At 63.1% G+C, this 20,477-nt stretch carries 19 protein-coding genes and 1 pseudogene; 10 read left to right on the top strand and 10 right to left on the bottom strand.

Translation table 11 applies throughout. The annotated features are described in order from the left end of the window. Positions 1-5: 5 nt before the first annotated feature. The 4 genes from ACOQPI_RS06755 to rpmB form a co-directional block, all read right to left on the bottom strand. A complete protein-coding gene (locus ACOQPI_RS06755; RefSeq protein WP_420618914.1) occupies positions 6-1,316 on the bottom strand; it encodes a hypothetical protein in 1,311 nt (436 codons plus the stop codon). Positions 1,317-1,774: 458 nt separating this feature from the next. Then, positions 1,775-2,419, bottom strand: coding sequence for an HDIG domain-containing metalloprotein (locus ACOQPI_RS06750; RefSeq protein ID WP_420618913.1), 645 nt, complete (start codon positions 2,417-2,419; stop codon positions 1,775-1,777). 131 nt (positions 2,420-2,550) lie between these two features. Further along, on the bottom strand, positions 2,551-2,712 hold the full coding sequence (gene rpmG / locus ACOQPI_RS06745) for a 50S ribosomal protein L33 (RefSeq protein ID WP_420618912.1): 162 nt from the start codon (positions 2,710-2,712) through the stop codon (positions 2,551-2,553). A 3-nt stretch (positions 2,713-2,715) separates the two neighbouring features. After that, positions 2,716-2,952, bottom strand: a complete 237-nt coding sequence (gene rpmB, locus ACOQPI_RS06740) for a 50S ribosomal protein L28 (RefSeq protein WP_420618911.1) — start codon at positions 2,950-2,952, stop codon at positions 2,716-2,718. Between the two features lie 107 nt (positions 2,953-3,059). Here rpmB and ACOQPI_RS06735 point away from each other — a divergent pair, with 107 nt between their 5' ends. From ACOQPI_RS06735 to ACOQPI_RS06705, 7 genes and pseudogenes are all read left to right on the top strand, one after another. Beyond that, positions 3,060-4,082, top strand: a complete 1,023-nt coding sequence (locus tag ACOQPI_RS06735; protein ID WP_420618910.1) for an LLM class F420-dependent oxidoreductase — start codon at positions 3,060-3,062, stop codon at positions 4,080-4,082. 64 nt (positions 4,083-4,146) lie between these two features. Continuing rightward, positions 4,147-4,737 (top strand): annotated as a pseudogene (locus tag ACOQPI_RS06730) (hypothetical protein); the annotation flags it as partial. Beyond that, positions 4,721-5,227: a hypothetical protein gene (locus tag ACOQPI_RS06725; RefSeq protein WP_420618909.1), complete on the top strand. Its 507-nt coding sequence runs from the start codon at positions 4,721-4,723 to the stop codon at positions 5,225-5,227. The pseudogene ACOQPI_RS06730 and the gene ACOQPI_RS06725, both read left to right, overlap by 17 nt. Further along, positions 5,224-6,306: an HTTM domain-containing protein gene (locus ACOQPI_RS06720; RefSeq protein WP_420618908.1), complete on the top strand. Its 1,083-nt coding sequence runs from the start codon at positions 5,224-5,226 to the stop codon at positions 6,304-6,306. Before ACOQPI_RS06725 ends, ACOQPI_RS06720 begins: the two co-directional genes overlap by 4 nt. Positions 6,307-6,311: 5 nt before the next feature. Further along, positions 6,312-7,487, top strand: coding sequence for a hypothetical protein (locus ACOQPI_RS06715; protein WP_420618907.1), 1,176 nt, complete (start codon positions 6,312-6,314; stop codon positions 7,485-7,487). A 13-nt stretch (positions 7,488-7,500) separates the two neighbouring features. Then, complete coding sequence (locus ACOQPI_RS06710; RefSeq protein WP_420618906.1) at positions 7,501-8,052, top strand: hypothetical protein; 552 nt, start codon at positions 7,501-7,503, stop codon at positions 8,050-8,052. Positions 8,053-8,353: 301 nt separating this feature from the next. After that, on the top strand, positions 8,354-10,852 hold the full coding sequence (locus tag ACOQPI_RS06705) for a DNA methyltransferase (protein WP_420618905.1): 2,499 nt from the start codon (positions 8,354-8,356) through the stop codon (positions 10,850-10,852). Here ACOQPI_RS06705 and ACOQPI_RS06700 read toward each other — a convergent pair. The 4 genes from ACOQPI_RS06700 to ACOQPI_RS06685 all read right to left on the bottom strand — a co-directional run bounded on the left by ACOQPI_RS06700 (position 10,795) and on the right by ACOQPI_RS06685 (position 14,824). Beyond that, complete coding sequence (locus ACOQPI_RS06700; RefSeq protein ID WP_420618904.1) at positions 10,795-12,141, bottom strand: 5-methylcytosine restriction system specificity protein McrC; 1,347 nt, start codon at positions 12,139-12,141, stop codon at positions 10,795-10,797. The genes ACOQPI_RS06705 and ACOQPI_RS06700 overlap by 58 nt on opposite strands. Beyond that, the gene (locus tag ACOQPI_RS06695) at positions 12,132-13,769 is read right to left on the bottom strand and encodes an McrB family protein (RefSeq protein ID WP_420618903.1); all 1,638 of its coding nucleotides are present in this window, start codon (positions 13,767-13,769) and stop codon (positions 12,132-12,134) included. Before ACOQPI_RS06695 ends, ACOQPI_RS06700 begins: the two co-directional genes overlap by 10 nt. Before the next feature lie 352 nt (positions 13,770-14,121). Then, a complete protein-coding gene (locus ACOQPI_RS06690) occupies positions 14,122-14,613 on the bottom strand; it encodes a pyridoxamine 5'-phosphate oxidase family protein (protein ID WP_420618902.1) in 492 nt (163 codons plus the stop codon). Positions 14,614-14,626: 13 nt separating this feature from the next. Then, positions 14,627-14,824: a DUF433 domain-containing protein gene (locus ACOQPI_RS06685; protein ID WP_420618901.1), complete on the bottom strand. Its 198-nt coding sequence runs from the start codon at positions 14,822-14,824 to the stop codon at positions 14,627-14,629. A gap of 78 nt (positions 14,825-14,902) precedes the next feature. Between ACOQPI_RS06685 and ACOQPI_RS06680 the strand changes: the two genes are divergently transcribed. Beyond that, positions 14,903-15,139 (top strand): hypothetical protein, encoded by a 237-nt coding sequence (locus ACOQPI_RS06680; protein ID WP_420618900.1) that lies wholly within the window; start codon positions 14,903-14,905, stop codon positions 15,137-15,139. 60 nt (positions 15,140-15,199) lie between these two features. Here the strand turns inward: ACOQPI_RS06680 and ACOQPI_RS06675 are convergent, their stop codons facing one another. Beyond that, entirely contained in the window at positions 15,200-15,502 is a 303-nt protein-coding gene (locus ACOQPI_RS06675; RefSeq protein WP_420618899.1) for a hypothetical protein, read from the bottom strand. A 15-nt stretch (positions 15,503-15,517) separates the two neighbouring features. Beyond that, a complete protein-coding gene (locus ACOQPI_RS06670) occupies positions 15,518-15,706 on the bottom strand; it encodes a hypothetical protein (RefSeq protein ID WP_420618898.1) in 189 nt (62 codons plus the stop codon). A 172-nt stretch (positions 15,707-15,878) separates the two neighbouring features. Here ACOQPI_RS06670 and ACOQPI_RS06665 point away from each other — a divergent pair, with 172 nt between their 5' ends. Beyond that, positions 15,879-17,312 carry a hypothetical protein gene (locus ACOQPI_RS06665; RefSeq protein ID WP_420618897.1) on the top strand — a complete coding sequence of 478 codons (1,434 nt, stop codon included), beginning with the start codon at positions 15,879-15,881 and terminating at the stop codon, positions 17,310-17,312. Between the two features lie 13 nt (positions 17,313-17,325). Beyond that, the gene (locus ACOQPI_RS06660) at positions 17,326-20,469 is read left to right on the top strand and encodes a DNA polymerase III subunit alpha (protein WP_420618896.1); all 3,144 of its coding nucleotides are present in this window, start codon (positions 17,326-17,328) and stop codon (positions 20,467-20,469) included. Positions 20,470-20,477 lie beyond the last annotated feature (8 nt).

Here is a 20,477-nt window from a genome sequence, read left to right as displayed (position 1 = left end):
CAGCCCTACTGGTACGACACGAACGCCGGGTAGGGGGTGAGCGCCAGCACCTCCTCGGCGGTCGGGGTGGGGATGTCCTCGTCGTAGAAGTTCTTCCATCCCCAGTAAAACCGGTCGGCGTCGGGCTGGCTGGTCAGAACATTCCAGGTGTTGTACTTGGCGGTTAGCGGGCCTTGGCCGTCCATATGGATCAGCACGGCAAGCTCGGGCGGGGTCTCAACCAGATGGCGGTTCGTGATCATCTGCAACCGGAACTGATGGAGGATCAGCAGCTTCTGGGGAAGGGCTTCTTCACGGACGACACCGGCCAACCATTCGACCACCTGGTTGATCTCCGCCGCGTCCACCGTGCCGATCTGGCGCAAGTGGACTTCGTCGGGCTTGAGCCTCCACTCAGGATCGAGCGCCAGTCCGACATGGGGAAGGCGAAGGAACTCCTCGTAGATCTTGGCCTGGGTGAGATAGTCGGTTCGTCCCGGCTGCAAATCGAGAACCACATACATATCGTTGGCGGCCGCGAGCTCGACCCAAGGCCTGATCACGTCGCGGGCGGTCTCCGCCGAATAGTCCCCGTCGTCACCGGCACCGGCCGAGGCAACGGTGGCGATGATCTCGAAGGTTGGCAGCACCACTGAGCCGTCGGCGTCGTAGCCCTCGGCGATGGACCGGAGACGTTCGACGCCCTCTTCGGGACCCTGCTCTCCCAGCACTCCAAGCCCTGGTCCCGACGGATGCCCGTAGATGGCCACCATGCGGCGCCCGATGTCTGGGTCGAATAGGAGGAGGCCCCCGCCGGGCAGCTCAGCGCCCTGGAGGATTGCCTCCAACTGCCAGGCCGCGGCGCCGCCGAAGTCCGACAGCAGTTCCACCTGAGAAGCTCTGGAGATCGTCCGCAGCGCCTCCGGGGGGAGGGCTTGGAGATCGCTGGGCACAGCCAACACCCCAACGCCGATTTGGTGGGCGAGGGCGACCAGCGGCGCGGCCGGCTCGGCATTGTCGACAAGCCACACGCGGTCATCGGACAGCCCTTCAGGTGAGAAAGTCGCCTGCTGATCGGCTGCAATCGGCTCGAAGGCGAAGTCGGCCAGGGCATAGTGGAGGACTTCCTGGTCGAATCCGGCGGCAACGATCTGATCTGGCGCGAGACGCCCGAGCTCGGCCATCAATGGGATGTCGAACCAAGGACCAACCAGTAGCAGCGGGCCTCGAATCCCGCGCGACATCAGCGTGGAGACCGCCGCGGGATCGTCGGCGAACGCCAGCCCAACCTCGTGGGCGCAGCCATACAAGGCCTGCGATATCTCGATGCTGGTCACTGCAAGTGACGTGTGAGAAATCTGAAGATCATCGGGGACCGAAGGAGAGCAATCGCGTTCAGGCTCAGCAGTCGCGGTCGGCTCAGGCACCACGGTGGGCTTAGCGGTTGCGGTGGTAGCAGGTGCCGTAGTGGGCTCGGGAGGGGCAGTTGGCTCAGGAGACGCGGTTGGCTGAGCAGTTGCGGTTGGCTCAGGCACCACGGTGGCTTTCGGGACCTCCGACGTTGGTGCGACCACGCTGGCGATTGCAGTGGGAGCAGGACTCAGGTGGGGGGAAGCGAGGGCCTCAGCAGTGTTGGACGGGGACGATGTCGTCGGAGCCGCTTCACCGGAAGAGCAGGACGACGCCAGCAGCAAAGCCGCTATGAGAACAACAACTCGACCGGCCAATTGACGACCCCCGATGGGAGGCTAGCCCGATCATCCCACGAATTTATGTCACCCTCTGACCTGGGGATTCAGTGGTTCTCTGCCCACCAAGCGTCGAGTCGAGCCTCGGTAGCGGCCCGTTCTAGGTCGGGTTCGGACCGTTTCAGCTCCAAAAGGAACTTCAGCGCCGCACCAACTTCGGGGCCGGGACCGATGCCGTAGCGCTCCATCACCTCGTTGCCGTCGATCAGCGGACGCTCCGCGGCCCGGCGCTCTTCCTCGGCCAGTCGGGCGATCCGGGCCTCCAAATCGTCCACGTGGTGCTGGAGATCGGCGGCCTTTTGGCGATTCCGGGTGGTGCAGTCGGCCCTCACCAATTCGTTCAGATAGCCCAGCAGGGGTCCGGCCTCCCGGGCGTAGCGGCGCACGGCAGCGTCGCTCCAACCGTCGGCGTAGCCCTTGAAACGGCCCGACAGGCGCACCAGTTCGCTCACGTCGTCCACCACATCCTCGGGATAGCCCAACTGGGTGAGCCGCTTGCGGGTCATCCGGGCCCCCACCGCCTCGTGGTGGTAGAAGGTGACCGTCCCCCGCTCATAAGAGCGGGTGCGGGGCTTGCCCACGTCGTGGAACAGGGTGGCCAGCCGCAGAACCAGATCAGCCCGGGTCTTGGCCACAACCGCGATGGTGTGGGCCAGCACATCCTTGTGGCGGTGGATCGGGTCTTGCTCCAAGCGGAGCGCGGGCAGTTCGGGAACGATCTCGTCGGCGAGGCCGGAGTCAACCAGATGCCACAGCGGCGGGGCAGGGTCTTCGGCCAGCAGCGCGGCTGTTAGGAGCTCCCTGCGCTCGTCGACGTTGGTGGCTACCGCTCCTCCTTGAACACAACGTGCTTGCGAACCACCGGGTCGTACTTCTTCAGCTCGATCCGCTCCCGGTCGTTTATGCGGTTCTTGGTGGTCACGTAGGTGTAGCCGGTGCCCGCGGTGGACTTCAGCTTGATGATGGGGCGCTTGTCACTAGCCATGGCTCAGAACTTCTCCCCGCGCTGGCGCATCTGGGCCACAACCTTGTCGATGCCGTGCTTGTTGATGGTCTTGAGGCCTTTTGCCGACACGTTGAGGGTGATCCACCGCTTCTCCGACGGCACCCAGAAGCGATGCTTGTGGACGTTCGGATCCCACCGGCGCCGCGTCTTGCGGTGCGAGTGGGACACGTTATTGCCGAACGACGGGCGACGACCGGTCACCTGGCAGACCTTGGACATAGGGAACCATGTTACCGGCCCGGCCACTGCCAGCGGCAAGCGGATAGGCGCAGTTGCACCCAATCTCGACAACGATCTCCGAATCCGGTCGGGATAGGGTCGCCGCCATGAAACTCGGACTGGTCTGGGGATATTGGAGCCGCGGAATGCCCGAGGGCTTCGTGCCGCTCACTCAAGAGGCGGAGCGGCTCGGCTTCGACTCGGTGTGGACCGCGGAAGCGTGGGGCTCTGATGCCTTTTCGCCGCTGGTGTGGCTGGCAGCCCACACCGAGCGCATCCGCCTGGGCACCGGCATCGTGCAGTTGGCCGCCCGCACCCCGACGGCCACCGCTATGCACGCCGTGACCGCCGACCATCTGTCCAACCAGCGCCTCATCCTGGGGTTGGGCGTGTCCGGCCCCCAAGTGGTGGAGGGGTGGTACGGCCAGCCCGGCAACCGCCCGCTGGCCCGCACCCGGGAGTACGTGGAGATCCTGCGGCGGGTGTTCGCCCGAGACGACTACCTCACCTTCGAGGGCGACTACTACAACCACCCCTACAAGGGCGAGGGCGACACCGGACTGGGCAAGCCGCTCAAGATCATGACCCATCCCCCCCGGGCCGACATCCCCATCTTCATCGGCGCCGAGGGCCCCAAGAACGTTGCCCAAACGGTGGAGATCGCCGACGGCTGGCTGCCGCTGTACTACTCCCCCTTCCGCCCCGAGGTGTACGCCGAGTCAATTTCTGGGCGCTCCGACGACTTCGAGATCACCGTCCACACCACCATCAAGGTCACCGGCGACTCCGACGAGGAGTTAGCCGAGGCGCTGTTTCCCACCAAGGCCTCGCTGGGCTTCTACATCGGCGGGATGGGGGCCAAGGGCCAGAACTACCACACCAAGCTCATGGCCCGGATGGGCTTCGAGGAGGAGGCCCATCACATCCAAGACCTGTTCTTCGAAGGCCGCCGGGAGGAGGCCATCGCCGCGGTGCCCGACCAGTTCGCCGATGAGATCTCGCTGGTGGGATCGCCGGAGCGGATACGCGACCGGCTGGCCGCCTGGGAGGAGAGCCCGATCACCGGCATCAATGTAGGGGCCCGAAGCGCTGAGGAACTGCGCACAATCGCCGAGGTCATCCTCGGTTAGGGATAATGAACTCATGAGCGAACCCATCACCTTCTATTTCGACCCGCTTTGACCATGGTGCTGGCAGACAGCCCGTTGGGTTCGTCAGATCGAAGACGCCGGTGAGGTGAGCGTCACCTGGGGATTGTTCTCGTTGGCCATCGTCAATTGGGACAAGCCCATGGACGAGTTCGACCCCGACCGGGGCGTGGGGGTGCGCTCGCTGCGCACCGCGGTGAAGGCCCGCGAGGTGGGCGGAAACGACGGCATCGGCGCCTACTACCAGGCCATCGGCCGCCGGGCGTTCGACTTGGTGGAGTCGGTGGACGAGCTCGACACCATCCGGGCCGCCGCAGTGGACGCCGGTTTCGACGCCAGCCTGGTGGACGACGCCCTAGCCGACGACAGCACCTGGGAGACGCTGAAGTCCGAGCACACCATCTTGTGCGACGAGACCCGCAGCTTCGGCGTGCCCACCATCCGCCTGGACGGCGGCCAAGGCCCGGCGCTGTTCGGCCCGGTGATCAGCAACCCGCCCGAGACCACCGAAGAGGCGGTAGAGCTGTGGCGCCATGTGCGCTGGCTCACCGCCTACGACAACTTCGCCGAGCTCAAGCGCGACCGTCTGCCGCCCGATCTGGAGGCCTACAAGCGAAGGTATGGCGACGACGGCTGACGCTGTCGCCGAATCGACTGCTCCTCAAGCCGGGCCGAATCGGCCCCTGTGGCGTCGGCGGGGGGCCCGGTGGTTTGCCGCTGCGGTGGTAGTCGCTCAACTCGCCCTGGTGGCCAACGGCTACCGCGACCCGCACAACTACTTCGCCTTCCAGCCGTTCAATGAGTCGAGCACCTATGCGGTGGAGCTCGTGCGGGTGCTGGACGAGGGCCAGCGAGTGCCGGTGCCCAATGGCCGCTGGGAAGGCTACGACTGGAACGAGCTGATCGGTTGGGGGCCGCTTCGGTCCCCCTGGCGCCAGCGCCACGCCTTCTCCGGGGTAGACGCAGTGGTGGACTTCTTGGACCACGCTCTGGACTGGATAGCCGACAACACCCCCGGTGACACCGAAACCCGATACTGGGAGGCCACCGTCACTTACTACCGCAACGCCCGCGGCCCCCATGTCACGGTGATCCGCAGCCACGACCGGGAATTGGGTGGCCCGTGACGAACACGGTTTCTTCGGCTTCGGCCACCGCCCACTGGAGGGACCGGTTCCACCGGTGGTTGAGCGAGGTGTTCGACGAACCGGCCAGCGTGCGGGGCGCAGCCGTGCTGCGCATCGTGCTGGGTCCGTGCGTGATCTGGCACCTGCGGCCGTTTCTGGCCGACGCTCTGGATGGCATCACCTACCACGACCGCTTCCAGCAGCCGTGGTGGGCGTGGTATCCCAATGCGCCCGAAGGGCTGTACGTAGCGCTGCTGTGGATCGGGGTGGCTGCCGCCGTGCTGATGACCGTGGGCTGGTGGTCGCGCATCGCCACCGGGGCTGCCTTCGCGGTGGTGGCCTACAACCTCTTCTTGTCGCAGACCCACTTCCACCACAACCGGGCGTTCCTGGTGATCCTTTTGGCCGGGGTGGCCCTGTGCGACAACGGCCGGGCGATGTCGCTGGACGCCCTTCGCCGACCTCCGCCCGATGACCGAGCCTTGGTGTGGCCGATATGGCTGCTTCGGTTCGAGGCTGCCGCCGTCTATTTCGCCTCGGGGTTCTCCAAGCTGATTGACCCTGACTGGGTGGGCGGCCGGGTGCTCCACGACCGCTCTGTCCGCTACCAGAACGAGGTGCGCGACGCCATAGGCGACACGCTGGCCGGCCCGGTGCTGGAGGTGGTGACCACCCGGGCGTTCCACTGGGTGCTGTCGCCCGCTGCGGTGGCCACCGAGCTGTTCATCGCCTTCGGTCTGTGGTTCCGCCGCACCCGGCTGGTAGCGGTGTGGGTGGCGGTGGCCTTCCATGTGGGGATCGAGGTGACCTCCCACGTGCAGGTGTTTAGCGTGATCGCCATCGGCGCTCTGGCCCTGTGGGCGGTTCCGTCCACCCGCGACCGCACCCTGGTCACCCCCAGCCGCTGGGTCGGATGGCTGGACTGGATGGCCCGGTTCGACATCACCGTGGTACCGGGGGCATCGTGGTGCATGGTGGATCGCGACGGCACCGTGCTGGAGGGGCGAGAGGCCCGCCGGTTCGTGCGGACCCGACTGCCGGCCACCTTCCTGTTCTCCCGGTTCTGGCGGTATCAGTGAGCGCTTTGTCGTCGTTGCGGCGCCTCTTGTCGAGCAGAGCTCGACGCCGGCTGGTGGGCTGGGCGGTGGCTTGGGTGGTGATCGCCGGCTTGCTGCGGATCACGCTGGCCGCACCCGAGGTGTGCCCGGAATACTCCCCCGGCGACGGACAAACCGCCATCGACGCCGGAGCCGACTGGATTGTCCGCACCCAGGAGCCCAGCGGGCGGTACCTGTACGAATACGACCGGCGCACCGATTCGACAGTGCCGGGCTACAACCTGGTCCGCCACGCCGGAGGCACCATGTCGCTCTATCAGCTGGCAATCGCGCAGGAGGGCCAAAACCACCAGGTAGTGGAGGCCGCCGACCGGGGCATGAACTACCTGCTAGAGCGGGCGGTGGACACCGGCAATGGGGGTATGGGGCCAGCGCTATCGCCCCGAGGGCCGGTGAAGACGGGGACGGCTTCGCTGACGCTGGTGTCGCTGGCCCATAGGCGCATTCTCACCGGCGATGAGCGCTTTGACGGCGAGATGCGGGCGCTGGGCCGGTTCCTGGTGGGCCAGCAGCTGCCCGACGGGGGAATGCTCAACTTCTGGGATCCCAAGACGGGTGCTCCGGTGCCCGGGGAGCGGTCCCGGTTCGCCACCGGGGAGGCCGCCTGGGGGCTGGCCCTGATGCACGAGGCCTTCCCCGGCGAGGGCTGGGATGCTCCGGTGTGGGCCATCATGGACTACTTGTCCACCGAGCGCGATGAGCTGGAAGAGCTGTGGCCCCCGCCGTGGCCCGACCAGTGGGCGGCCTACACACTGGGCGAGATGGCCGAGTGGGGTTTGGAAGACCACCACCTGGAATACGCCCAGCGCCTGGCCGGACGATTCGGGCAGATGATCCGCTGGGACGCCCAGCGAGAGGGCGTGGCCGAGCTCTCCCACCTGCCCATGCCCCGCGGCGGCGGCTACGGGACCATTCTGGAGGGCCTGGGCGCGCTGGAGTGGCTGTGGCTCAACGAGCCCCGGCTGGCCGACGCTCCGCTGCGGGATCGGCTGGAGTGCGGGGCGGCCCGCCTGGCCGAAGCCCAAGCCGCCGACGGCGCTTGGTACTACGACGATCTAACCAGGGTGGACGACCAGCAGCACGCCGTTTCCGGCCTGTTGCTGGCCGATGTCAGTTTCAACCTCGGAGGAAACAAGCCATGAAAGCAGGAACACCATGAGCGGGCTCGGACCGGTGATGTTGATGGTGCTGGCCGCGGCCAACCCGGCCGCAGGCGCACTGAGCGTGGCCTGGCGGCCATCGAATAGGGATCAATGGCGCCCCCGAGTAGCGCTGGCCGTCGCCGCGGCGGTAGCCGCGCTTTGGGTGATCGCCGCGCTGGCCGACCCCATCCTCGACGGCCTGTCGGTGACCACCGGCACTTGGCGCTTGGCCACCGCCGTGCCCTTCGCAGTGGCCGGACTCCGCTGGATGTTATGGCCCGCCCGCCCAATACACGACGAGCCCCGCGCCGGAACCCAAGTAGCCCTCATCGCCCTCACCGTCCTGTTCACCCCCCAGCTAGTAGCCGTCGTCCTAGCCACCGCCGCCCACGACGGCACCCTGCGCACCATGGCCGGCGTAGTCCTCGCCGCCGCCCTCACCGCCGCCCTCCTCTGGTTCCGAGCCACCCCCACCCCCCTGCTATCAGTGATCGCCCGCCTCCTAGGCGGCATCGCCATAGTCCTAGCCATAGCCCTAGGAGTAGACGGCACCCAAACCCTCTGAGCGGCGACTCCGGTCGAATGTGTCACACCCGTCAATAAGGTTGTCCTGTGTAGTTGCAGCGACCTCCACACGGGTGCCACATGAGGGTTGGTTGTGTGCTGGTGACCCATCTGAGGGCGAAGGTGGAGATGAGCCGGCATCGCCACCTGGAGGACAGTCCGGTTTTGATTTTCGACGACAAATCGTCGAACCTCGTCTGTTGCAAATTTGTCACTCCGTGCCCGTTTGGTCACCCCGACAACAGGAACAAAACTAGATACGGGACCAAAAGGGACCTAGGTCCAACTAGCAGGTACCTACGATGGCTATCGTCGAACCTGTGAGTGCTGGCCTCACCCCTGAGCAGTTCGACGCCGGTTACCAGATCGACACTTCATTTGACATGATGGGTGTCAGCGAGCTTGCGCGACGTGAGCGATCAGCCTTCAAACCCGTGTACAGCATGAATCGCTGGTGGGCGCGCAGATCGTCAGCGGTGTTCAGAGCGATACTGTTGGGACTACTTGACGAGAGCGGTCCAGCAACTGCACGAGTCCTATACAAGAATGCCCAGACTCAGTTTCCGCAAGTGAAACAGCAGGTGATTCTTGACCCATTTATGGGGGGCGGCACCACGGTTGTGGAGGGCCTCCGATCCGGATTCCGGGTGATCGGCACTGACCTCAACCCTCTCTCGTGGTTCATCGTACGCAACGAGTCCACACCGATTGACATTGAATCTCTGGATGCTGCCTTCGACCGAGTTAGAAAAAGGGTCGCCGACAGAATCGCTGAGCTATACATCACTGAGTGCCCCAATTGTGAACACTCCGCTGAAATCGTCCACACATTCTGGGCCAAGGTCGCTGCTTGCGAGACATGCCAGGATCCGGTAACACTTCGTCGTAGCCGTGTAATCGGTCGGCGGCGCGGCGAGGCCACAGTGGCATTTGAACCAGCAAAATGCAGCGCGTGTGGTTGTCGCTTCGACCTCGAACATGATCACGTTGCACTTACCGGACCCAGCGGGCCACGTAGCTGGGAACCAGGTGAGAAGCGATGGGCAACGGTCGGAGAGCAAGGCAACGCTGCCTGCCCTGACTGCGGACTGCCTGTTGCAGCAAATCTGGATGCGAAACCACAGTTCAAGCGAATCGAGATCTTTGCGGTTCAGTGTCCCTGCTGCACTGCGCTGTCATCGCGTCGAGGCCCGCTACCGGAAAAGGTCACGTGCGGGATCTGCGAGACCCGCTTCGAACCCGAACTCTCCAACACGAGTCGAGGCGTCTTCGAATGCCCCGCTGGCCACACATCGTCCATCGCCGCTGCCGCGCGTTCCGCACCTGGTCCCCTTCCATTCACGATGTACGCCATCGAAGGGTTCTGTCCCCACTGCGAACAAGAAGAGAACCCCATGGCTTCGAGGCTCGGCTACCGCTTCTTTAAAACACCTGACGTTGATGACCGTGAGCGGTACCACCGGGCGCAGCGCCTGTGGAGACGCCACAGGTCCAATCTCCCTTGGCCTCGCGGCACGATCGAGGACTACGAGAAGACAAACCGCCTCGTAGTCCACAACTATTCAAGATGGTGCGAGCTATTCAATGATCGGCAGTTGCTATCACTGGCATGGATCCTTGCAGCCATCAAGGAAGAGCCAGAGCTCTCTATTCGCGAGGCACTGACGTCAGCATTTCTCGGCACGCTTGAGCACCAAAATATGCTCAATATCTATTACCTCCCCTATGCCCAGTCCGCGGGTGCCTTCGGCCGGCATGACTTCCACCCGAAAGTCGAAGCCTGTGAAGGCCAGCCATGGGGAGGGACTAAGGGACGGGGAACATTCCGCTTGTCCTACCGAACAGTTCGAGAAGGCAAAGGATATCTTGCAGACCCATTTGAGCCGGATTACCAGTCCGGTCGACGGATACGGGTCCAAACCGGCGACACCGCTAGCCCAGAACACGTAAACACATTTGACGAACTGCTCCGAGCTGAGGGGACAGTCCTGCTCCGCTCATGCGATTCGCGCCACCTTGAATTCATCCCGACCGGATCAGTTGACCACATCGTCACCGACCCTCCCTACGCAGATGCAGTCCAGTACTCAGAGCTAGCCGATTTTTTCTACGTTTGGATGCGAGAAGCCCTCGGTGACGACTACTCCGAACTTCTTTCGCCTGATGAGACTCCAAAAGCTTGGGAAATCGTGGAAAACGCATCTCGAGGGCACAGCCAAGAAGACTTTCACACAGGCCTCCAAGACGTCTTCACAGAGTGCAACCGCGTGCTCAAGGACAATGGTCGGTTGGTATTCACATTCCACCACAGTAAGCGGTCTCAATGGGAAGACCTCTATAGAGTCATAAATGATGCAGGGTTTCAGCTTATCGCTGCACATCCTGTCGCGTCCGAAGGCACTCGCAGTGGCAACCTCGTCTTTCACACCAACCGAAAGTCGGTTGCCTACGACATCATCCACGTGTGCGCGAAACGCCGTGAGACTGCCGTTCCCTCTCCCGAGGTCTGGAGGGTCGCCAGATCCTTTCTTGCCCACAGCCTCCTCGAGCAAATTGATTTTCTCCTCGATGGATCAGACCACGGACAGCGTGTGTACCCGTCAGACGTCGCAATTATGGCGTGGGCAGAGGTCTTGAAGCTCTACTCGGCTTGCTCAGACAGGGTCCTGACCCCTGAAGGGCATTCCCTTCCACTCGCGGACGCTCTCGACGACATCGAGCCGATCATCCGAGATGCCGCAAGTTACGCGCTTGAAAGGACCGGGTCGAGTACCACGGCGCAGTACTCTGCCACTTCGTGAAACGGGGCTCCTAAGTCGACTCCGAGCAGTCTGAGTCCGACACCGTGAGGACTTTTTGGCCCCCATCCGAAGTCACTAATTTCATCTGAGACTCGCGCAGGAGGACCATCGCGGTCCCAAATTGGGTAGACAATAATACCCTTTGAAGCGCGAACTTTCTCGTGCATTGCGTATGCAATAGTCTGATAAATGTGGCGCTCGGGTACAACACCGAGGACTAATTCGTCATCTGCCCTTTCGAGCGCGCGGTATTTTGCTTCGACAACGATTCGGTGGCGATAAGAGGAGATAAGACCATCTAGCTTAATCGGTCGGGCACCGAATCCAGTGAGAAAAGTTAGCTCATTTTTTCGGTCCTCAAACGAATGGCCTAGAGAAGCCATCATCAGTGAAGAGACATACTTCTGAAAGAGAGTTGGCATATGCAGAGAAAACGCTGCGAACGGGATGCGATCCCCAGTATCCATCACAATGGTCTCATTCCGGAGCAAAACTCCGCAGAGCCTGTGAACGCCCCTAAAGTGCACATTCGATCTAGAGTATCTGATAGCAAATAGCTCTCGCGCTGTAACCGGACGCGAATTCACGCCTGCCAGACTTCCCTTACATGCGCGCAGGTCTTTAGCAATGCCTGGGTTCGAATTCAGGTCGAAGACAGAGACAAGACGCTGGGCTACTTCGATGCTGTAGGCCAACACCTGGTTTTCGAGCACATCCTGAGAGAGCTCTAGGTAGCGGCTTGGCATGATGTGCGCTTGTCCGCGAGGCAAATTCCTGAGTGAGTAATCGGCAATTAGAGGGCACCCTCTCACTCCGCTAGAGGTGTTTGTCTCGACAAATCGATAGTTGCGGTAGTGGTTCTTCTCCAAGAACCTCCGCACCTGTCGGACAAAAAATCTGAGGAAGACTGTTGATACGGGTGCCTCGCCGCTCGATATCTCAGAATCAAGATCGCCGACCTCGGGAAGATGGTCGCTCGTGCGGTCGATCATCCGAAATACATCCGCTGCTTCTACTTTCGGTGCTACTTCGACAACCAACCATCGGTCTTCAGCGTCTGTGAGTCGAAACGTGCCGACCGTGTCTGTGGCGTGCAGGAATCGCTCTCCATCGAGATCTACTGAAAGGCGCAGACCAAGAGTCCCGAGCCTCTCTTCATGTTCCTGCAAGATCAAATACTGTTCGGCGCTTATCGTTGCATGCGAACGCTCCCGAATTCGAAGGAAAGCCTCACCCTGTTGCTCGATCGTGCGGTCAACAATCCCATCAAGTGAAGGTGTCACAGCCACTCAGCAACCTGGTCTGCAAGATAGAAGGGTTGTGGGTGCACGAGAGGAATCCCGGCTTCTCGTGGCCATCCGACTGGCTTTACTCTCACATTTTCGCCGACAATACCTTCCCTCCGGTATTCGGCCAGCAGGGGAAGGGTCTGAAATACGAAGCGCCGAGCGATCTCTTCAGTGTCATGCGCCATGAAATAGGTGTGGCCTATCTCGTAGTCAGGCTGCCCATAGAGCAATCCGTTAACACTGTCGAAGAGCGCCAGAACTCGGTCCGTCGTCTCAACCGTCAGTTCGGCATTGATGAGGAATTCTTGAAGGGCATCTCTGGAAGGAAGTACTTCGATGAAATCGAACCGCCGGCGAATAGCGTAGTCAATGAGAGCAATGGATCGGTCTGCTGTATTCATGGTGGCGAGAATGTACAGGTTTGACGGCACGGTGACCTTAGAGGAGCCGTCAACTGAGTAGGGAGTTCGCACTCCCTCCCCACGGTATTCGAGGGCGAAAATGAGCTCTCCTAGAACCTTTGATATGTCACCGCGATTGATTTCATCCACAATGAGGACTATGGGCTTGCGGCACCTCTCTGCCAGCCTGCAAAGTGCAGCAATAGTGCGGTCCTCTGCTTTGAAGACAGGTTGTCCACCTTCGATTTCCGAGCTGATTCCTCGTACAAAGTCCTCATAGTTGTAGCTCGGATGGAACTGCACAATATCCCATGCCCCTGGTGCATCCGCGGGCAGTTCCTCCCAGTCATGCACCTGATGCTCCTGGAGAAATCCATCAAGTTCTTGCGGTGAAGTGATCTTTTCGACACCGGCACCCAGTACCTTCGCCGCCACCTGTCTCGCTACATACGTCTTACCTGTCCCCGGTGGTCCCTGGAGAATCAGCTGACCCCTGCCCTCTTGCACTAGTCGAGCAACATCGTCGACCTCGATCGCTTGAGGCCCGGACTTCTCGGAAACCAGATCCATCAACTGTGGAAGGTCAAGGCTTTCACCAGTTGTGGCGATCTCAGCAACCAGCGCTTCTGGAATCCTTCTCCTGCCGAAAAATTCTTCATCCTCAGGCAAGCCGTCGAGTGCTGGCTCAGAGAAAAGTCCTTTCAATTCCTCAGCTGTCAGGTTGAACTCTTCGCGAAATCGATCCCTGGCCGTCTCGTATATTGCGTCGTCGTCGAACGCCTCAAACCGGTACAGCCAGGCAATCAAATCGGGCTCGGGATAGAGAACCGGCTTCCCCCCATTCATAAGCGTGTTTGTTGCCAAGCGCTCGACGTAGTCGGGTGCAAACTGCCAGTTATCCCCTGACCGCGAGGCAATCTCATAGCCTTCCCTGCCCCAGCGGTCATTTCGAGCTTTGAATGCACTGTTATGTGGATAGTCCTTGGGTCGATATTCTCGTTTGACGGGGTCGAAGAACGGTTTGCTATCCCCACTCAAGCGCATGAATTTGTTCCAATAGGCTTTGTCATCTAGATCGCGGTACTCGGTTTCCCTTTCCGAACAAATTCCCTTTTGCTTAACCGCAAGAAAGATCGACAGGTGAGTTCTCTTCTGGCCAACTCTGTCGCCCCAACTCTTGAGGTTCGAGAGCGCTCGATGCAGACGCTGTGCGGAGACGTACTTCACAGGAATGTGGCTTCCAATTTGTGGGGAACTAGCACGCAGGACAGGGTAGTCCAGTTGCCTGCCCTCCTAGTTGTTCTGCCCACGGAGGCTGTTACCTCGGGTAGGTCGCTCCGCTCTTGTATGAGCAGCCAATACCGGTCACCTCCTCGGCGTGGCGAAGCACCGCTAAACGGTGCCGGACCCCCCCAAGACCCTGACTGCCAACGAACTCCGTCTGCCTTAGAACCCTGCGGTAACTTCCAAGAGGGGATCGCGGTTGTACAATGTCGCAGGGGAGTTCTTCGACCGTCTCCAGCACCGTCACCATGGTTGGCTCCAGCCCGCAGTCCAATCGACTGAGGTGTAGGCCATCTCAGTTTCGGCGAATCTCCTGGAGACCGTCGATTGGGGTCCAGGACTCGAACAGCAGTTCTTGGCCGTCGACACGGGTGAGGGTAGTCCGGGAGATGCGGGCGGTGAACAGGACCATCGCATTGTGGGGATCATCGATGTGCGTGCGATGGCCGACCGCAAACAGATCCACCTCAGCGGTAGTGGCAGGCACCGCTCGGCCGTCGATGCGGGCATCGCCAAACAGCAGTTCTTCGGTGTCCGGTGAGCTATAGAGGGCGAATCTCGGGTCGCGTTGCAGATCGGCCACTTTGAGCGAGTCCGGCATCATCCCCAGCCACAGGTGTCCATCGCGAATCGGCGCCTCCATCCCCGACAGCCGGGGTGACCCATCCCGACGCAGCGTCGCCATCACCACATGCAAATGGCTCTCAAACCGCAATCGAATCCGCTCGGCTAGCTCAGGAGCCTGCTCCTCAAACTGTCCCCAAGAGACCGTTGTCGAATTGCTCACTGGCGCAGGAAGCTCAACCGGCAGCAGCAGCGAGGACATGCTGCTCGCTCAACTCGGGGAAGTCATCAACTATCTCCGATGGCGTCATACCCGCTGCGAGGTATTCCAGCACGTCGTGGACCGCTATCCGAGTGCCAATGAAGCAAGGCTTGTCACTGCGAACACCAGCCCGCGTCTCAATCATCGTGGTGAGCTCCACAGGAAGGAGCATATTCAGCACACCAGATGCAACGAAGCGACATACTCTGAGTTCAAGCGGGCAGATAAAGGACGCCAAGGAGGAATCGCCATGTCGATAGCACACGGCACTGACGCCCTGCCCTTGGTGGGCGACACCCACCATCTCACCGTCGTACGCAGCGGCAGATGGTGGGCGATCAAGGCCGACAATCTGCCCGGCTGCCACTCACAGGCCAGACGCCGCTCCAAGATCAAGACAGCCGCCCGCGACGCCATCGCCTTGTGGTTTGACGCCGACAAAGCTGAAGTAGGCCCCCTAGTCGTCAACTTCGCAAACCCAGACTGACGCCAAATCGCGGTTTCAGACTCCACTTTGCAGCGATTCCAAACTCCACTTTGCAGCCCGTTAGGGCAGGATGCTGTGATCTCCGACTCGGTGCCACACGATGTGGCGTTTGCCTTCGACCACTGGGCGGCCCATTGAGAACGTCGCCCGACCGTCTGGAGCCCAAGTCATCTCGAATAGCCCTGGCTGTCCTTGCACTTTCTTGATGCGAAGAGAAGCCCGAAACCTCTCACGCGGGTCTTTTTCCATGGCCAGCAGATCTTCGACGAACTCTTCACGCTTACGGTCGAAACTGTCCTGCTGCCGGTGCGTCAAGCTCTCATAGTCGCGAATGAACGCGCGGGTCTCGTCATGAGTCGGCACGGTCTAGGGCGCGAGCTAGTCGGTGGCGCGGCCGTTACGGCGTTGCCGAATTGCCGCTAGAAGCGCTTCGTCACTGTCGTAGCGCACGGCAATCTCGTCCTTGGGCACTTCGGGGCCGCTCTCGACGCTGGCGTCAAGCTCCGCGAGCGTCACAGACTGCTCGGTTTCGTCGGAGTCGGTGCCGATCACCGGCACAGCGGTCATGGGCATAGCCCCTCTCGGTAGTGCGAACTAGCTCTCAGGCTATCCCCAGCACGAGGACTTTCGCACCCACTATCTGAACGGTGGTTCGGGTCGAATGTGTCACACCCGTCAATAAGGTGGTGCTGTGTAGTTGCAGCGGTCTTCGCACGGGTGCCTGATGAGGGTTGGGTGTGTGCTGGCCACGCATTTGCGGGCGAAGGTGGAGATGAGCCGGCATCGCCGCCTGGAGGACAGCCCGGTTTTGATCGTTGACGGCGATCCGTCGGCGGCGAGGACTCTGGTGGTCGACTACTTCCCTGCCGCCGCAGGGGTCAAGGAGGGCATGACCCTGGAGGAGGCGATGTCGCACCACGCTGGCGCCGTGGTGCTGGACGCCGACGAGCCCTGCTATCGGCGGGCTTTCCGCCGCATGGTGGCCGACCTGCAACAAGTGAGCGACCGGGTGGAGGCGGCTGATCTGGGCACGGCCTACGTCCGCCTCGACGGGCTGGAGGGGCTCTACGGCGGCGAAGCGGGCGCGGTTTCCGCGCTCATGGGGGCGCTTCCCGCCTTCCTGGGCCCCCGCGTCGGGGTGGCCGACACCAAGTTCCCCGCCTTCGTGGCCGCCCGGACCCGCCGGGGACCGGGGGCTTGCGGGGCGGGCGACGACGTGAGCGCCTTCCTCGCCCCCCACAGCATCGACCTGCTCCCCGTCTCAGCCGCCATAAAAGGTGACCTGCATCGCTTCGGCCTGCACACCATGGGGGCCGTCGCCTCAGTGAGCGGGCATCTCCTCTCCGACCGGTTCGGCCTCGAGGGGTTGCGGGCGTGGTCGCTGTGCAACGGCATCGACGACAGCCCCGTGGTGCCGATGCCGTGCGAGGAGCCGGTGGTTGAGCACATCTCGATGGCGCTACACCCTTCTCTTGAGGCCCTGTTGATGGCAGTGGACACCGTTTTGCTGCGGGCCTTCGCCCGGCCAGAGGCAAAGGACCGCCTCGCCGGGTCGGCGCACCTGTTGTGCGAGGCGTCGGGCTGGCCGGCGTGGGAGCACAGTGTGCGGTTCAAGCAGCCCGTTGGGGCATGGGAGAGAGCCTCGGAACTCATCCGGCACCGGCTGGAGGCCGACCCGCCCCGCCGCCCCGTCGAAGAGGTGACCCTCACCCTGTCGGACTTCACCGGCGAGTCGGTCGCCCAGCTGACACTGCTGAAGGACGCGCGACGCGACCGCCTCGGGCGGCTGGTGGAGGCCGACCGCAGGCTGCGGCCGCTGATGAGGGGCGACCACGCCCTGTACCGGATCGCCGGCGTGGCGCCGTGGCATCCGGTGCCGGAGATGCGGTTCCTCCAGATGCCCCTCGACCCGTCGGCCCAGGACACCATCCGGCCGCTTTTGACGCCGAGGCCGGTGGACGTGCGCGAGAACTCGAACGGCGAGCCGCGGTCGCTGCGGGCGGGCCGGCGCTGGAAGAAAGTGGCCCGCATCGACGATCGGTGGACATTCGACCTGTGGTGGCTCCCCAAGCCGGTGGCCCGCTCCTACTACCGGGTGGACCCCGGCGACGGTCGGCTGATCACCCTGTTCCGGGACCGCACCGACCACCGCTGGTACCGGCAAAGCGCCTGATCACGAGCTGTCGATGTCGAACTGGGTGGAGCTTCGCACTAAGAGCTTCTTCTCGTACGGGGAGGGGGCGTCGCACGCCCACGAGCTGCTGGCGCAGGCCACGCAGTATGGCTACCCGGCCCTGGCCCTGACCGACACCAACCTGTGCGGCGCGCTGGAGTTCGCCCGGCTGGCAAAGAGCCTGGGCACCCAGCCCATCACCGGCGCAGAGCTGACGCTCACCGACGGCTCGAAGCTCGCCCTTTTGGCCAAGACCCGGGCGGGATACGCCAACATCTCGCGCCTGTTCACCCTGGCCAACGCCGCCGACCGCCAAGACCCCAAGCTCGACCCCTCCTGCCTGCCTCACCACTGCGAGGGCGTGGTTCTTTTGACCGGCGGGCGCGACGGTCCTTTGTCCCGGCTGGCGGCCGACGACCGCTTCGGCGAGGCCCACGGCCTGTTGCGGCAGTACTTCGACTGGTACGGGCCAAACTCGGTGTACATAGAGCTCCAGCAGAACTTTCTGGCCGGCGACACCGGCCGCAACCGCAAGCTGGCCGGGATCGCCGCCGAAGCCAGCGCCCAGGTCGTCGCCACCAACGACGTCCACTACCACGCCCCAGAGCGCGCCCGGCTCCAGCAGGCGCTGGTGGCCGCCCGGCTCAACACCACCATCGACCAGGCCCTGCCTCATCTGCGGCCCAACCACCATCTGCACCTGAAGCCGCCCGCGGAGATGGAGCGCCTCTTCGCCGAGTGCCCGCAGGCGGTGTCCAACACCCTGCGCGTCGCCGAGCAGTGCGGCTTCGACCTCAGCACCGACCTGGGCTATGCCCTGCCCGACGCGGCGGTGCCCCTGGGCCGCACACCTCTGAGCTACCTGGAACAGCTCTGCCGGGAGGGGGCCGTTCGGCGGTACGGGGGCGTGACCGCAGAGGTGGAGTGTCGCCTGGCCGAGGAGTTCGCCCTGATCGAGCGGCTCAACCTGGCCGGATTTCTGCTGCTCTACCGCCAGATCGCCCTTTTGGCCCAGCAGATACTGGTGGAGCGGGGCGAGGTCAGCCCCGACACGCCGCTGGAGGAGAGGCCGCCGGGGCGGGGGCGGGGCTCGTCGGTGGCCCTGCTAGTGGGCTACCTCATCGGCATCAGCCATGTGGACCCCCTGAAGTGGGACCTCACCCTGGAGCGCTTCATCTCCGAGGACATGACCTCGCTGCCCGACATCGACCTCGACTTCCCCCGGGGGCTGCGAGACGAGCTGATCGAGCGGGTCCACCGCCACTTCGGACCCGAGCACGCCGTGTTGGCCGGGGCAATCACCACCTACAAGGTCAAGGGCATCATCCAAGACCTGGGAAAGGCCCTGGGACTGCCCCCAGAGCGCCTCAGGCTGCTGTCGAAGCGGCTGCACTCCCACCACGCCGCCGACCTGCGCAGCGAGATGGCCGAGATGGCGGAGTTCAAAGACAAAGTGGACGCCCCCGGGTGGCGGGACCTGCTCGATCTCGCCCCCCAGCTCATGGGCGCTCCCCGGGGGCTGAGCCAGCACGTGGGCGGGATGGTGCTGAGCAGCTCGCCCATCCCGGAGATGGTGCCGATCCGGGCCGGGGCCACCGACGGCCGCTACATCATGGACTGGGACAAAGACAGCGTGGCCGACGCCAACTTCGCCAAGATCGACATCTTGTCGCTGCCGGTGCTCGACCAGATCGACGAGGCCCTCGATCTCATCGAGGAGCGGGAGGGCTCCCGGCCCGACCTGGGCCGGATCAGCCCGGAGGATCCCGCCGTGTACGACATGATCAACGCCGGCCAGTGCAAGGGGGTGTTCTTGCTCCAGTCCCCTGCGCAGCTGAAGATGGCCCAGCGGCTGAAGTCGCGCAACCTCCTCGACCTCGCCTACCAGGTGGCCCTCATCCGCCCCGGCGTGGGCGTGCAGGGCAGCGCGGTGTCGCAGTTCGTGGAGCGTTACCGCCACGACGCTGACTGGGACTATGACCATCCGCTGGAGAAGCGCGCCCTGGAGCGGGGGTACGGCATCATCGTTTGGCAAGAGCAGGTGGTGCAGCTCATCGAGGACGTGGCCGGCATGACCGCGGCCGAGGCCGACGAGGTGCGCCGCGCCTTCGCCCGGCCCAACAACGAGCACCTGATCGCCATGCACTGGAAGCGCTTTGCCGAGGGTGCCTGGCTCAACGGCGTGCCCGAGGAAGCCGCCAAGAGGATTTTCTCAAAGATCAACGGCCACTACATGTTCCCGGAGTCGCACTCCCATGCCTTCGCAGTGAGCGCTTATCAGGCAGCGTGGCTCAAGCGCTACCACCCGGTGGAGTTCTTCACCGCGCTGATGAACAACCAGCCGATGGGCTTCTATCCGATGGAGACGCTGAAGCAGGACGCCCGGCGCTTCGGGATTCGGTTTCTGAACCCTTGCGTCAACCGGAGCCGAGCGGTGTGCTCCCCTGAAGGCGGCTCGGTACGGCTGGGGCTTGAACTCATCAAGGACGTGGGGGCGGAGTCGGCCAAGCTCATCGTGGCCGAGAGGCAGCGCCAAGGCTCTTATACCTCCGCCGGGGATCTGGTGCGTCGGACCGGGCTGAAGGACCAGGCCGTCCTCTCGCTGGTGCTGGCCGGGGCGTTCGACGCCATCGCCTCGAACCGGAGAGAGGCCCTGTGGGAGTCGGGACTGCAAAACCGGCCCTCGGGAGGTGGCCAAACCGCCCTTTCTCTGTCGACAGACGATCGCGTGCCCCAGCTCACCGACTTCACCGAGCGGGAGAAGATGATGGGCGAGTACCGAACCATGGGCATCTACCCCCGAGGCCACCTCATGGAGTTCCTCCGGGAGGGCCTCGGCGCCGGCCTGCTCCCCACCGTCGAAGTCGAGGCTCGCAAAGAAGACGAAGAAGTCACGGTGGCGGGCTGGCCGGTAGCCAGGCAGCACCCCCGTGGGCGCGACGGCACCGTGTTCGTGACCATCGAGGACGAGACCGGCGACACCCAGGTGATCATCTACTCCGACCTGTTCGCCCGCCGCCACCGGGAGTTGGGCAGCCAGGTGATCGTGGTCACCGGTCGGATTTCCACCTGGGACGGGACCGTAAACGTGATCGCCACCGACGTGCGCGCCATCGACTCGGGTGTGGCAATGCCGCCGTCGCACGACTGGCACTGACACAACGC

The sequence above is a fragment of the Candidatus Poriferisocius sp. genome (genome assembly GCF_965219815.1).
Taxonomy (GTDB): domain Bacteria; phylum Actinomycetota; class Acidimicrobiia; order Acidimicrobiales; family Bin134; genus Poriferisocius.
This window is presented reverse-complemented; position numbering and strand designations above follow the sequence as displayed.